This window comes from Flavobacterium sp. HJ-32-4 (assembly GCF_022532105.1).
In the GTDB taxonomy this organism is placed as follows: domain Bacteria; phylum Bacteroidota; class Bacteroidia; order Flavobacteriales; family Flavobacteriaceae; genus Flavobacterium.
Window position 1 is genome coordinate 1,157,954 of sequence record NZ_CP092832.1, and the last position, 13,624, is coordinate 1,171,577.

12 protein-coding genes are annotated in these 13,624 nt (G+C 51.4%); 6 read left to right on the top strand and 6 right to left on the bottom strand.

Annotated features, from left to right (window positions below; genetic code table 11):
- Positions 1-100 precede the first annotated feature (100 nt).
- The 3 genes from MKO97_RS04640 to MKO97_RS04650 all read right to left on the bottom strand — a co-directional run bounded on the left by MKO97_RS04640 (position 101) and on the right by MKO97_RS04650 (position 4,677).
- Positions 101-424 (bottom strand): T9SS type A sorting domain-containing protein, encoded by a 324-nt coding sequence (locus MKO97_RS04640; protein ID WP_319800010.1) that lies wholly within the window; start codon positions 422-424, stop codon positions 101-103.
- Between the two features lie 145 nt (positions 425-569).
- Complete coding sequence (locus MKO97_RS04645) at positions 570-1,748, bottom strand: hypothetical protein (protein ID WP_241104903.1); 1,179 nt, start codon at positions 1,746-1,748, stop codon at positions 570-572.
- Between the two features lie 181 nt (positions 1,749-1,929).
- Entirely contained in the window at positions 1,930-4,677 is a 2,748-nt protein-coding gene (locus tag MKO97_RS04650; protein WP_241104904.1) for a TonB-dependent receptor, read from the bottom strand.
- Positions 4,678-4,859: 182 nt separating this feature from the next.
- Between MKO97_RS04650 and MKO97_RS04655 the strand changes: the two genes are divergently transcribed.
- Positions 4,860-5,546, top strand: a complete 687-nt coding sequence (locus tag MKO97_RS04655) for a response regulator transcription factor (RefSeq protein ID WP_241104905.1) — start codon at positions 4,860-4,862, stop codon at positions 5,544-5,546.
- Complete coding sequence (locus MKO97_RS04660; protein ID WP_241104906.1) at positions 5,543-6,598, top strand: cell wall metabolism sensor histidine kinase WalK; 1,056 nt, start codon at positions 5,543-5,545, stop codon at positions 6,596-6,598. Before MKO97_RS04655 ends, MKO97_RS04660 begins: the two co-directional genes overlap by 4 nt.
- Here MKO97_RS04660 and MKO97_RS04665 read toward each other — a convergent pair.
- Positions 6,572-7,636 (bottom strand): glycosyltransferase, encoded by a 1,065-nt coding sequence (locus MKO97_RS04665; RefSeq protein ID WP_241104907.1) that lies wholly within the window; start codon positions 7,634-7,636, stop codon positions 6,572-6,574. The genes MKO97_RS04660 and MKO97_RS04665 overlap by 27 nt on opposite strands.
- Before the next feature lie 82 nt (positions 7,637-7,718).
- Here MKO97_RS04665 and trmB point away from each other — a divergent pair, with 82 nt between their 5' ends.
- The 3 genes from trmB (at position 7,719) to MKO97_RS04680 (ending at position 9,542) form a co-directional block, all read left to right on the top strand.
- Positions 7,719-8,390 (top strand): tRNA (guanosine(46)-N7)-methyltransferase TrmB, encoded by a 672-nt coding sequence (trmB, locus tag MKO97_RS04670; protein WP_241104908.1) that lies wholly within the window; start codon positions 7,719-7,721, stop codon positions 8,388-8,390.
- A 199-nt stretch (positions 8,391-8,589) separates the two neighbouring features.
- Entirely contained in the window at positions 8,590-9,222 is a 633-nt protein-coding gene (locus tag MKO97_RS04675; RefSeq protein ID WP_241104909.1) for a lysine transporter LysE, read from the top strand.
- Positions 9,222-9,542: an MGMT family protein gene (locus MKO97_RS04680; RefSeq protein WP_241104910.1), complete on the top strand. Its 321-nt coding sequence runs from the start codon at positions 9,222-9,224 to the stop codon at positions 9,540-9,542. Before MKO97_RS04675 ends, MKO97_RS04680 begins: the two co-directional genes overlap by 1 nt.
- Before the next feature lies 1 nt (position 9,543).
- Here the strand turns inward: MKO97_RS04680 and MKO97_RS04685 are convergent, their stop codons facing one another.
- Positions 9,544-10,863, bottom strand: coding sequence for a PAS domain-containing sensor histidine kinase (locus tag MKO97_RS04685; RefSeq protein ID WP_241104911.1), 1,320 nt, complete (start codon positions 10,861-10,863; stop codon positions 9,544-9,546).
- Positions 10,860-12,215 (bottom strand): sigma-54 dependent transcriptional regulator, encoded by a 1,356-nt coding sequence (locus MKO97_RS04690; protein ID WP_241104912.1) that lies wholly within the window; start codon positions 12,213-12,215, stop codon positions 10,860-10,862. Before MKO97_RS04690 ends, MKO97_RS04685 begins: the two co-directional genes overlap by 4 nt.
- Positions 12,216-12,368: 153 nt before the next feature.
- On the opposite strand from MKO97_RS04690, the gene MKO97_RS04695 reads away from it, so the two are divergent.
- On the top strand, positions 12,369-13,604 hold the full coding sequence (locus MKO97_RS04695; protein ID WP_241104913.1) for an efflux RND transporter periplasmic adaptor subunit: 1,236 nt from the start codon (positions 12,369-12,371) through the stop codon (positions 13,602-13,604).
- The last annotated feature ends 20 nt before the right edge of the window (positions 13,605-13,624 follow it).

Genomic DNA, 13,624 nt, shown 5'->3' on the forward strand with positions numbered 1-13,624 from the left:
AGTTATTCGTTTCAGGGTACAAAGATAAAAAACAAAGTTGTTCCATTTGGAACAACTCGTGTAAAAGAATTATTAATTTGTAACAACCGGAAAAAGCTACTTATTTGACGATGAGCTTTTTGGTTACAGTGCTGTCACCTTCTTTGATCTTGATGATGTATACCCCCGGAGAGAGACCTTCGATGCTGAGCTCTTTGGTAGAAATCTTCCTGTTGAGTACCATTTTGCCTAAGACGTCGTAGATGGAAATCTCTTTATCGAGGGACGTCTTGGAGGTAATGTAAATTTTACCGTTGCTGACCGGGTTCGGATAGAAGTTCAGTTCCTGGGTAGCAGGTCCCGGCTGCTTTACCTCCTGCGCATGCGCGCCTGCGGAAGCAAGACAGAAAAAGAGCGCGATATATAGGTATAGTTTCGGCATCATGGGACATATGATTTTACAAAGTTATATAATTCCTTTCAATAAGCGTGCCAGTGCGATGCTAATTAATTGCTAAATCCAGGGGGTTATATAAAAATGAAAAGCCGTCGACAAGACGGCTTTTCCCAATATGAAAATCAAGACTGGATTAAAATCCGGTACTCCAATCATTGGCCCATGCGGGCTTGCCAGCTCCGGCACCTGCTCCTTGCGAAGCACCTTCTGCAAATACGGCCACTACGTCAACTGTAGCACCTGCTGTGTCTTTTCCTTTTGACTTGGTCGCGATATCAGTGCCGAAGGTAACGGCTGTCGCTTTCAGGGTGCCTGCCCCAACTGCCGCGATGGTTTCATCGTGCTCTACATTGAAGCCGGTTTTCCAACCGTCAAGGAAAAGGTTTGAGATCGATCCTTTTGTACCTCTTCTCAGTTTCAGACCGTCGTTTTCAGGGAACGCAGCAGCATCTGCCGTGCTTCCAGGTCCGATGAGTGTCAGGTTCGTGATCGTAGGCATAGAGATCGGCGTGTTTGCGAAACCGAACTCATAGTTGTCAGCTTCGATGCCGCGGTTGCCTTTGCCAAACGCGATTTTACCATACCAGTTTTGGTTTGTGCCATTCCAGCCTTCTGTCCAGTCAAACTGGTCGTCCTCATTTCCGATAGCGATTAGGTTTCGGGTGTTTACTGTTCCCCCGAAGAACTCGAATCCGTCGTCAGCACCGTGGTATACTTCTACGTTTTCCACCACTGTTCCTGATCCTACGCCAAAGAAGGATACACCGTTGAATTCTTTTTCGCTGGTGTAAGCAGCACCGCAGTACGAGATAACCAGGTATTTGATCGAACCTGATGAATCAGCTGCGTCGGTTCCGCCATAGGTAAGGTCAGATACTTCTGCCTGAGCGGTACCGGCACCACCTGATGTACGGTTGATAGGTGCTTTTCCACAGATTACAAGTCCACCCCAGTTACCCGGAGCCGGTGTAGCGTTCGCGCTGGTCATGATAACCGGATCGGCAGCCGTACCGTTGATGTAAATTTTTGCTCCTTGCTCAACTGCGATGTAAGCAGATGTACCGCCAGATGCTTTGATCACGGTTCCGGCAGGGATGGTCAGGGTAGCGCCTGTAGCGACCTGAAGTTTGCCTGTCAGGTTGTATTCGACATCTGGATCAAGCTCTACTTCGCCGTCGGTGATGGTACCTTTGAAGTTTAATGGGTCGACCACAAAAGAAGAAGAAGGCCCGTTGTCGCTGTCAGATGAACAACTGGTGAAGGCGGCGGAAAGAACCGCGATGGCCAGTACGTTTCTCAAAATTGTTTTCATTTTTTTTAAATAGATTACGTTGTAGTGATGCTGCAAAGTTGCTGCGGGAATTTGTTTCACACGTTAACGCTCTGTGACGTTTTGTTTAAGGAAACAACATCGGAACATTAACCCAATGTTACCAGTGCTTTAAATGAAAAAGCGCCCACGAAGGGGCGCTTTGGTATCAGTATCGTATAGATTAGAAGGTATAGTTGACGCTGAGTCCCACATTGATGCCTTTTTTGTAGGTCTGTGCCAACACATCGCCTGAACGGTTCTCCTGCACACGTTCGATTTTCGGGTCCAACAGGTTGCGGGCCGACAGCCCAACGCCGAAGTGACGGTTGATTTTTGACTTCAGGATCAGGTCCAGTGTACCGACCGCTTTATCAACCAGGTTACCGCGTTGGTTGATACCCAGCGAGTAAATCCGGTCAGAGAAGTAGTTGAACGCCAGTGTCGCCATGAAGTTTCCGTTTTTCTCGTTCCATTCTTTCAGGAAGGAAATGTCGGCGTTTGCCAGGAAGTCAGAGGCACCGGTAAAGGCACTTTTGCTGTTGGTAAACTCGGCTTCGAAGGTGGTTTCCCGACGCACTTTGTCTGAGTCGAGGTCCTGGTCGGTATGCAGGTACGACAGGTTAAGTCCGCCCGTAAGCTTCATATCACTGCCTTCCTGTCCGCCCCAAAGGATTTTCCGAACTTCCACCTCGGCACCAATCGCCGTTCCGGTGTCACCGGTATTCAACCACGACATATCGTTGGTGGAAGAAGCGATGATCACGTCATTGATCGGGTTCTGGATCAGTTTTCCGAACGCCGTTACCGAGAATACTTCGTCGGCTTTCGGGAAGTATTCCCACTTCAGGTCAACGTTATAGTCGTCAGATGCATACAGGTCTTTGTTACCGATTTTCACCTGGGTGATTTCTTCATAGGCGAAAGGCGCACGCTCTTTAAACTGTGGCAGGGTGTAGGTCTTGCTTGCGGCGAAACGAAGGTTTTGCTTGTCGTTCAACGCATACTTCAGCGTCACGCTTGGCAGGATCGCTGTTTTTTCAAGGGTATTGTCGCCATCGGAAAGGATGGTCGCCCATTCTACGTCCTGGGTGATTTGCTCGGCGCGAAGTCCGGCTACGCCCGTCAGCTTCTCGTTGAACTTGTATTCGGCCGATACAAAACCGGCGTGAATGGTCATGTTGCCTTCGTAGTACTGCGGCACCAACGGGTTTGGCGCAGACGCGTCACCGCGGAAAGTTGAAATCTGGAACCAGCCCGCTGCCAGGTTTGCGGCGTTGTAGAACTGGTCAAGATTGTTAGGGTCTACCTGTTGTGACAGGAATGCCGAATTGGTGTCGAAGTTGAACTGCGTGGCTTCCAAACGACGGTTTTTGAAACGTCCGGAGTAGCCCGCTGTGAGTTTTCCGGCATATTCGCCTCCGTCTCCTGCACCGAACTTATAGTCAAGTGACGCAAGGGCTGTCAGTTCTTTTTCGTCGAGGTCCTGGAAATAGCGGTTGTTATCAGGTGCTGAAATCGAGTTGATCGTGACGAGTCCGTTATCCTGCAGTTTCATCTTGTTCGTCATCCGGTCAGGCTGGACGTCATGTACGATGTTATACCCCACAGCCCAATTTCCTTTGATGCGCTCGGTAATACGGTGGCTGCCCAGTATCTGGTTGATCCAAAGCGCTGTTTTGGAATAGGTACTGCGTCGCACGAAGCCTTTTCCGTCTTCCGCCCAGTCTACACTGTATCCACGGTACTCTTCCGTTTCGAGGTTGGAACTGTTGATGAAAAGACTGTTGAAGTTCAACTTGTGGTCGGCCGATATCTTATAACTCACATTCGCCATACCGGTGGTGTTGGTCGCGTAGGTATACGAACGATAGTCGTCGAAGCGCTTGCTGGCAAAACCGGCACCGTTGATGTCGGCCCATGAAAGACCATTCTCGATGGCGAGATAGTCATTGCCAAAGGCGCCTGTTGCGAAGAAGCTCAATTTTCCTTCCTTACCAACCGAATAGCTGTTGCCGCCGGAAACACCGAACGACCCCGCAACCGGATTTTTCTCCTCAAGTACCAGGGTGTTGTAATTGTAAGCACCCAGCGGATTCGATGGTGCGTCGAAGGTGGAAAAGCCGAACGAATTCGGGCGTCCGCTCAAACGGAAGTCGTTGTTCGAAACCGCATTCGAGTTGATGGATGAACCCGCATCCACACGGATGTAGCCGTCGCCGCGGTGTTCTTTCGATACGATGTCGACGTTACCGCCGGCGAAGTCACCATATATTCTGTTGTTGTAAACTTTGTCGATGGAAACATACTCTACGATTTCCGTCGGGAAGATCTCAAGGGTAATGTTCTTCTTTTCCGGATCGTTCGACGGAATCGGCAAGCCGTTCAGGGTCGTCGAGTTGTAACGGTCGCCCAATCCACGCACATAGATGTTGCCCGAGCCTTCCTGCTTGGTAATACCTGTAGTTTTGGTCACGGCCGTAGCAACGTCGGTCACGCCTTTACGCGATAGCTCCTGCGCACCGATGTTCTGTTTGATTTCAACCGCGTTCTTCTGTTCGAGCAAAAGTGCCGATTCTTTTTGGCGGTTGACAGCCGTCTGCACCTGAACGTCCTGAAGGGTAACGCTGCCCGATCCGAGTGCGCGGTCAATGGTGACCGTTTCGTTGGCCTTGATGGTAACGGGTACTTCTACTGATTCGTATCCGACGAAACTCAGTACAAGTACATAATCGCCTGGTTTGGCACTTAGGGAATATTTCCCGTCATTGCCGGTAGAAACGCCGATTGTCGTTCCTTTAAGGGAGACGCTTGCGAACGGAAGAGGCTCGTTCTGAAGGTCTTTGTCAGTGATCGTTCCTGCTACGGTTCCTTTCTGGGCGAAAGTCGCCATGCTTACGAACAGCATCAGGATAAATAGTGTAACACGCATTTTAGTCAGTTTTGATTTTCGGTGCAAAGGAACGGGTGCAGTATAAAGTGCATGTTAATGACGGATTACGCTTAAGTATCCGGACGGTTAACAAAAGGTTAAGCCATTAAATAACGGTTAAGCGCGATTTTCCCATTTTGTTTTATATTTACATTTACACCTGCAAACCAAACTTCCTCCCCATGAAGAAAAAAGACATTCGGATCCTGCTGGTGGACGATGAAGCTGACATCCTTGAAATCGTAGGCTACAACCTGGCCCAGGAAGGCTACCAAATACTGACTGCGTCAAATGGTAAGGAAGCTGTCGCCAAAGCCCGTAAGGAACTGCCGCACCTGATCATCATGGACGTCATGATGCCGGAAATGGACGGGATGGAAGCTGTAGAGACCATCCGCAAGATGCCCGAGATGGCAAATGTGATCATCACGTTCCTCACGGCCCGCAGCGAAGATTATTCGCAGGTGGCAGGTTTTGACGCCGGCGCCGATGATTACATCACCAAGCCCATCAAACCAAAATTGCTCGTCAGTAAGGTGAAAGCGTTGCTACGCCGTCTCAAAGACGACGACGGACAATCGGAGAACCTGAATGTCGGCACGATTGAAATCAACCGCGAAGAATATAAGATCGTGAAAGACGGACGGGAGATCATCCTGCCGCGGAAGGAATTCGAACTCTTCTACCTTTTGGCCTCCAAACCGGGCAAGGTGTTCAAGCGCGAGGAAATACTCGACAAGGTCTGGGGGAACGAGGTCATCGTAGGTGGCCGCACCATCGACGTCCACATCCGGAAATTGCGCGAGAAAATCGGCGACGATTACTTTCGCACCATCAAGGGCGTGGGCTACAAATTTGAGATTGGATGAGCCTGAACTTCAAGAAGTCATATAAGTTTGCCCTAAAATCGTCTTTATACGTTTCTGTTTTCGCCACGTCGTTGGCCGGTATCGTCGAATACTTCTTTTTCTTTACCGACTGGCCTTCTTTATCCGCTTTTCTGGCGGCCCTTGGCATCCCGCTTTTTATTTTCTCCTTTTTCGTGATCCAATACCGGGTAGAGGTCTTTATTTACCGCCGGGTCAAGAAAATCTACGACGATGTGTCGTTCCTCGACGCCAGTTCCCTCCGCAAGCAGCCGATCACCACTGATATGGCGACGCTCACCCGCGAGGTGAAGAAGTTCGCCACCGAGAAAAAGATCGAGATCGAAACCCTGAAGGAACGCGAGGAATACCGACGCGAGTTCCTCGGGAATGTCTCCCACGAACTCAAAACGCCGCTCTTTACCGTCCAGGGCTACCTGTTGACGTTACTCGACGGCGCGATGAACGACAAGAACATCCGCAAGAAATACCTGCAACGGGCCGAGAAAGGGGTCGAGCGGCTGATTTATATCGTGCAGGATCTCGATATGATTACCAAGCTCGAAACCGGCACCGTCAGTCTGTCGATTTCCGAATTCAACATCATTGAAGTGGTGCAGGCGGTTTTCGATTTGCTCGAAATGAAGGCCGAGCAAAAGAACATCATCCTCACATTCGACAACAAATATGTGCGCCCCATACTGGTGGCCGCCGACCGTGAAAAAGTGCAGCAAGTGGTCATGAACCTCGTCGTCAACGCCATTAAGTACGGCCGTCAGAACGGATCGGTCGAGGTAGGATTCGAAGACCTTACCGAAGAAAAAATAATCGTACGGGTGACCGACGACGGCGAAGGCATCGAAAAACAGCACATTCCGCGCTTATTCGAACGTTTTTACCGCGTAGATAAAAGCGGTGGCCGTGAGGAAGGTGGCTCCGGACTCGGGCTCTCAATCGTCAAGCACATCGTGGAAGCCCATGACGAGGCTATCTTCGTAGAAAGTACGCCCGGAAAAGGGTCAGAATTCTCATTTACCCTCGAAAAGGCAAAATAGTTTTTTCCAGTCGACGGAGGTTTTCTTTTTCGGTAGTCCCGAATACAATACCACATCATCTAATTGCGAAATCCGGAATTTGTCCTGCGTGGCATACGGCAGCAATCCCTCTTTCTTCATACGGCGCGCCAGGTATTCCTGCTCGGTTTGTCCGGGTGTCGGAATAAGGAAGGCCTTCTTGCCCAGTTTCGCCAGGTCCATCAGTGTGGTGTAGCCCGACCGGCAGATCACGATGCCACTTTCGTTGAACGCCTGCTGCAACTCCTCCGATCCCATATAATTATAAAAGGTGACGGAACCTTCCTGCCATATGACCTGTTCGGCTTCGACGACGCCCCTTACAAAGAGGACGCGATTGGGGTAACCGGTGAGTTCGTGGCGGAGGATCTCTTCCAGCATGCCCCGTTGCGGTTCGGGTCCGGATAAAATGACCATGACATCGTATTTCCGCTGCAGCGGCTGTTTCTCAAGGCGGCTCAGGGGGCCGAGGTAGCGGAGTTTCAATCCGGTTTTCTTCAGGTGGCCCAGCTTGCCCGAAAGGTTCGGCTTCTTTTCGAAATCGGGAATCCAGCATTCGGTGAACTTTTTCACCACGGCGCGGTGCAGTTGGGTGGTGATCCAGGAGGTGTTGCCCGACAGCACGTTCAGTTGGTGTGTCATGAAGACCGACGGCACTTTCTTACTGAACACGCCCAGGCGGTTATCGGAGATGATGCCGTCAAGGTCGTACTCTTTCACCCATCCTTTGACGATGCGGTGTTCGTCGAGCACGGCTTCGATCATGCGCGGACTGTTCTTCAATAGTTTCCACTTGAAATTCCGTCCTTCCTTGGCGTATTCGATTTGATAGGAGGGAAGTTCGAGCAGTGTCTCCTCTGGGAATTCTTTTTTCAAAAGCTCAAGTGCCTGTCCGTCGGACGCGAGGATCGGACGGAAACCCAGGGCTTTCAATTCGCGGATGATCGGAATACAGCGGGCGGCATGGCCCAAACCCCAGTTCAGAGGGGCGACAAGGATGGTTGTAGGGCGTTGGTCCACGGTACGGAATGTTTTGGCAAAAGTAGCGCTATTTGCCGTCCGGGAGATTTCCTTACTTTTGCCGAATCATTAAATTATCCCTGTGGGAAGTAAAAACAAACTCAAGCGCTTTAAGGAAAACGAAACCTTCGACAACGTCGTCCAGCCCACGCGCGACGATATGGTAAACGGTGCTTTTCCGCACAAAGGCAAATGGCGCGATTTCTTCGGCAACGAAAACCCCATCGTATTAGAGCTCGGATGCGGAAAAGGGGAATACACGGTCGGACTCGCGTCGCGTTTTCCCGACAAGAACTTCATCGGCATCGACATCAAAGGCGCGCGTTTCTGGCGTGGGGCCAAGGAAGCATTGCAATCGGGCATCCGGAACGCGGCGTTCCTCCGGACGCAGATCGAATTGGTGGAATACGCTTTCGCGGAAGCAGAAGTCGATGAGATTTGGATCACCTTCCCGGATCCGCAGATCAAATACAAACGCACCAAGCACCGGATGACGAATGCGTCGTTTTTGGAGCGGTATAAAAAAATCCTCAAGCCAGGCGGACTCATGCACCTGAAAACCGATAGCGAATTCATGCATGGTTATACGCTGGGGCTGCTGCACGGACTCGGGCACGAGGTCTTGTATGCCAACCACAACATTTACCGGAACGAGGGCGCTCCGGCGGAAGTTACTGGAATACAGACATTTTACGAGTCGCAATATTTGGAAGTTAACAAACCGATTACGTATATTCGGTTTCGGATTCATTAGGGTTGAGGAGCGAGTAGCAAGTATCAAGGAGCAAGGATCGAGTAGCAAGTAGGAAAGAGATAGCATGACGATCGCGTTCTGGCGGTCTCGAAACTTAGCATTTGCATGCCGCGGGCCTGTTACATGCTACGGCTGCATTTTCTGACTTTCAACTTTCGACTTTCGACTCTCATTCCAATCCCCGCCATCCACCATCATTATGTATTACCTCACGCCGCTTTTTATCGGCTTTGCCTCGGCCACACTGGGCATCACCCCACCCGGACTCATCAACATGACGGCCGCAAAGGTGGCGTTGAACGAAGGCAAGGTGCGGGCGTTGGTGTTCGCCGCAGGGGCCAGCGTGGTGGTGTTATTGCAATCGCTGGTGGCGTTGTTGTTCGCCCGTTATATCAATACCCATCCGGGGGTCGTTATTTTGCTGAGGGAAGTCGGACTCGCGGTCTTTTTGGTGCTGACGGTCTATTTTTTCTTTTTCGCCCAAAAGCCGAAGCCGGTGCGGGAAGTCACCAAACTCAAAAGCAAGAAAAGCCGTTTTTTCCTCGGGATGTTGCTGTCGGCACTGAACTTTTTCCCCATTCCGTTTTACGTATTCCTGAGTGTGACGCTTTCGACGTACCACTATTTTTCGTTTGAGAAACTGTTTGTCTCGACCTTTTCGGTCGGCACCGCAACGGGTTCGTTCTTCGGATTTTACTGTTACGTGGCGTTTTTCAGCAAACTTGAATCGCGCACGGCCGGACTTCTTCGCAACATGAATTACATCATCGGGTCCATCACCTTGTTGATTTCCCTGATTACCATCGTCAACATCATCCGATACTATTACTGATGGCCGATAACGAGAACTTTTTTGAAAAGGTATACGAAGTCGTACGCCGCATCCCGGAGGGAAAAGTCACCTCGTATGGCGCGATTGCCAACCACCTGGGCACCGCCCGTTCCGCCCGGATGGTCGGTTGGGCCATGAATGCCTGCGCGGGTCGCGATGATGTGCCCGCCCATCGGGTGGTCAACCGCAATGGTGTGCTGACCGGAAAATTCCACTTCCAGGGCACGAACCTGATGCAACAATTACTCGAAAACGAAGGCATCCGGGTGGAAGACAACCAGGTTGTCGATTTCGACCAGCATTTCTGGCACCCCCACTAAATTACCGATACGGGAGGGTCACCACGAAACGTGCACCTTCCCCTTCAGGGGCATAGTGCAGGTAGCCACCATGCGCTTCGGTGATGTTGCGAGACAACGTCAACCCAATGCCCGCGCCCTCCTTACGGGTGGTGAAAAACGGTTGGAAGATTTTGTCGCGTATTTCTTTTTCAACCCCTTTTCCGGAATCCCAAAGGGTGATATAGAGGCGGTGGTTCTCTGCGATAGAGGCAATCCGGATGGCTTTAGGCGCCTGGTCTTTTACCGCATGCACGCTATTGGTGAGGAGGTTGATGATGACCTGCTCCATCTGTTGCCGGTCAAGGTCAATCACAACTGTCGGTATATCGGTTTCAACCGCGATGCCCTCACTGTCGAATACGGGTTGCATCAGGCTCACGCACGAGGAAATAAGTTCGGGCAGGGAAGTCGGCACCTTCGCCGGCGACGGTAGCAGTGTCAGTTTGCGGTAGTTTTCCACAAACGATTGCAGGTGCTGGGTGCGGTTGGCAATCGTCGACAGGCTTTTCCGCACGTCGTCGAGGTCGTCGTCGGTGATCGTATCGCCTGAAAACACCTCCTGCAGGCTTTGCGAAAGCGAATGGATCGGCGTCAGCGAGTTCATCAGTTCGTGTGAAATCACGTTCATCAGGTTGATCCAAGCCTGTTTTTCTTTTTTCTCGACGACCGATTGGATGCTGTCAAGCAGGATACTATAATAGGTATGACCAAACGAATCGGTTCTCGATGTGCGTACGGAGAAAGTCTGTGTTTCACTTTCGTCGATGCGGATATCGGCTGATGTTTTCATCTCCCCAAACCCACTGTTCTCGATGACGGCGCAGAATGAGGGCAGCCGGTCTTTCAGCATCGTCCATTGCCGGAAGGCCGGAACACCGAAAACGCCCGAGAATTGGCGGTTCATCAGAAAGACGGTCCAGTCATCGTCTTCTTTCCGAAGGATGAGGATGGCGGTATCAATGTCCTGCAATATCGATCTGAACAATTCTTCGCGCGACACCTGTTCGTGTTGTTTTTGCCGCTGCGTTTCAAAAAGACGGTAGAGGGTGGCATAATTTCCGGTGCGATACGAAGCCGGAAGGCGCGACGAGAAGTCGTTTTGGAGGATGGCTTCTATCGTTTTGTCATACACCAGGGCGCGGCTGCGGATAGCCTGGTACAAAGCGGCCAGTGCCAGTAATGCAAACAGGAATAGTAATAATCCGGTGTATGGATACCCGTATCCAAACAGCAGCCCTGAACCGCCCAGCATCAGTGCCACCCATAGTACCCTGAGGAATAACTGTGTAGCCGACGTCATGACAGGTCAGGATTGATGCCATATTTTTCGAGTCGACGGTAGAGGGCGCCGCGCGAGAGCCCCAGTTCTTCGGCCGTCCGGCTAACGTTACCACCGTGTTTGGCCAAGGCGCGTTCGATGGCGTTGCGCTCTAGTCCGGAGAGGCCTGTTTCGGTTTCTTCCGCCTCTACGGGAACGAAGTCGAGTATGTCGAGGTCACGCACGCTGATGGGGCTTCCGTCGCTCAGGATCACGGCGCGTTCGATTTTGTTTTCCATCTCCCGGATGTTGCCCGGCCACGGATAGCGTTCGAGCCATTCCAGGTTTTCCGGCGCAAAGGTCAGAGCCGGCATTTCATACTTCATCGCTTTTTCCGCGAGGAGGAATGCCGCCATCGGCACAATATCCCCTTTGCGTTCCCGCAGCGGCGGAAGGGTGATTTCCATGGTATTGATCCGATAGAAGAGGTCTTCGCGGAACTGCTTTTCCCGCACCTCTTTTCGAATGTCGCTATTCGTTGCCGAGATGATCCGCACATTCAGCGGTCGCGGTTTGCTTTCCCCCAGGCGCACTACTGATTTCGTCTGCAACACCGACAACAGTTTGGCCTGTAAGTGCAGGGGGACATTGCCGATTTCATCGAGGAAGATCGTGCCACCCTCTGCCGCCTCAAAGCGTCCGGGTGTATCGGTCTTGGCATCCGTAAAGGCCCCTTTTGCATAGCCGAAGAGTTCGCTTTCAAACAGCGTATCGCTCAACGACCCCAGGTCAACGTGCACGAACGGCGCGTCTTTTCGGGGCGATTGCCGGTGGATGTGCTCGGCGAAGACGTACTTTCCCGTGCCATTTTCCCCCAATAACAAGACATTAGCGTCGGTTTTGGCCACTTTTTCCGCTATGGCGTAGGCCTGTCGGATTTTGTCGGAAGTGCCCGTGAAGTAGTGTTTTTCCCCGCTGAAGGTCACCGGTTTCCGTTGTCGCTTCCGGCTTTCAGCCAATGCATTGTTGACGGTGAGCAGCAGTTTGTCGTTGTCCCACGGTTTCATGATATAGTCGAACGCACCTTTCCGCATTCCTTCAACGGCCGTCTCTATTTTGCCGAAGGCCGTCATCAGGATAACCGCCGTTTCAGGCGACTTTTCCCCGATTTCCTTCAACCAGTGGATGCCCTCGCGCCCGTCTTCAAAACCGATGCGGTAGTTCATGTCGATAAGCGCTACATCGACAGCATTATGACCTAAAATCGCATATAATTCTTTTGGATTAGCAGTGGTCAGGACGGTCTCAAACTGTTTTTTGAGCGCCATTTTCGCCGCAAAAAGGATCTCTTCCTGGTCGTCTACCACCACTATGCACGCTTGTTTTTTTCTCATGGTCGTATCCCACTGTTCGGAAGCGGACGGTTAGTGTCCGGAAATGGACACCCGTCGTTTCGTAATATCGAATTAATGACTTGTAAAACAACTACTTGCATTTTATTTTTTTACTGGCACGGTTTTGCCAAAATGGAGAGTCAAAATCGCAATATGGACACTGTCATCCCTCGTAAAAGTAAAAAAATTCGCTTCTTAGCCATAGGTGCTGCCGTGATTTTATTGCTCGGTGCCCTTACGTGGATGGCGTTCTCACGGAAGCGGGAACTAGACGTCTTGGCGAGTCAGGTGCTGATCAAAACGGCCTCGGTTGAGCCCTTTGAAGATTTCACCGTGTTCAATGCCCGGGTCGAGCCCTTGCAGACGATGCTTGTAAACGTATTGGAAAGTGGATCGGTGCAACAGATTTTTGCCGAAAACGGTTCCGTCGTTGAGAAAGGGCAACCGTTGGTGAAACTGTATAACCCCAATTCCGAACTCAGTTATATGAACCAGGAAACAGCGGTCATCGAGCAGATGAACAACCTGAACAACGGCAAGCTCAACATCCGCAACCAGGAATTGAGCCTCACGAAAGACGTTTCTTCCATCGAACACGACTATAATGAAGCGAAACGGTTATACGACCTCAATTCCGTGCTGTTCGACAAAGGCGTGATTTCCCGCAATGACTGGAACATTACCAAAGAAGCCTACCGCTACCAGTCGGAGCGCCGCAACCAGATTCTCGAGGGCATCAAACGCGAGAAGGCCAGTAACCGCATCCAGATTGCGCAGATCAACCGTTCGCTGGCGACGATGGAGAAAAGCCTCGCAATCATCCGGGCGAATAAGAACAACCTGCTGGTATTGGCGCCGGTATCGGGTACGCTGACATCGTTTGAGCCTGTACTCGGGAAACAATATGGAGGCGGTGAAACGCTCGGCAAAATCGACTTAAAAAAAGGCTACAAGCTGACGGCTGAAGTCGACGAATTCTACCTCGACAAAATCGCGGAGGGCCAAAAAGGGCATATCGATGTGGCCGGGAAAGACGTAACCGTGGTCGTGACCAAGCGGGTGCCCGAAGTAAAAGGCGGACGTTTCACGGTCGAACTCGCCTTTGTTGGGGCGCAGCCGCAGGTGCAACAGGGCACGAGCTTCGGGGTCAGGCTCACGCTGTCGGCCAGTCGCCGGTCGCTGGTGGTGCCGAAAGGCAGCTTTTATTCCGATACCGCCGGCAAATGGATTTTCGTCGTCAACGGTGCTACCGCCCAACGCCGCAGCATCCGGGTCGGCCGCGAGAACCCCGACTATTACGAAATCACCGAAGGCCTGAAGCCGGGCGACCGCGTCATTACGTCGTCGTATCGCGATTTCACCGAGGCCGATATCCTGAACCTTCAGTAGCCGTTTCAATCATCAATCAA

What these genes read in the sequence shown, in the direction of transcription:
- MKO97_RS04640 (WP_319800010.1), bottom strand. Translation starts at nt 424, where the DNA reads ATGATGCCGAAACTATACCTATATATCGCGCTCTTTTTCTGTCTTGCT.
- MKO97_RS04645 (WP_241104903.1), bottom strand. Translation starts at nt 1,748, where the DNA reads ATGAAAACAATTTTGAGAAACGTACTGGCCATCGCGGTTCTTTCCGCC.
- MKO97_RS04650 (WP_241104904.1), bottom strand. Translation starts at nt 4,677, where the DNA reads ATGCGTGTTACACTATTTATCCTGATGCTGTTCGTAAGCATGGCGACT.
- MKO97_RS04655 (WP_241104905.1), top strand. Translation starts at nt 4,860, where the DNA reads ATGAAGAAAAAAGACATTCGGATCCTGCTGGTGGACGATGAAGCTGAC.
- MKO97_RS04660 (WP_241104906.1), top strand. Translation starts at nt 5,543, where the DNA reads ATGAGCCTGAACTTCAAGAAGTCATATAAGTTTGCCCTAAAATCGTCT.
- MKO97_RS04675 (WP_241104909.1), top strand. Translation starts at nt 8,590, where the DNA reads ATGTATTACCTCACGCCGCTTTTTATCGGCTTTGCCTCGGCCACACTG.
- MKO97_RS04680 (WP_241104910.1), top strand. Translation starts at nt 9,222, where the DNA reads ATGGCCGATAACGAGAACTTTTTTGAAAAGGTATACGAAGTCGTACGC.
- MKO97_RS04685 (WP_241104911.1), bottom strand. Translation starts at nt 10,863, where the DNA reads ATGACGTCGGCTACACAGTTATTCCTCAGGGTACTATGGGTGGCACTG.
- MKO97_RS04690 (WP_241104912.1), bottom strand. Translation starts at nt 12,215, where the DNA reads ATGAGAAAAAAACAAGCGTGCATAGTGGTGGTAGACGACCAGGAAGAG.
- MKO97_RS04695 (WP_241104913.1), top strand. Translation starts at nt 12,369, where the DNA reads ATGGACACTGTCATCCCTCGTAAAAGTAAAAAAATTCGCTTCTTAGCC.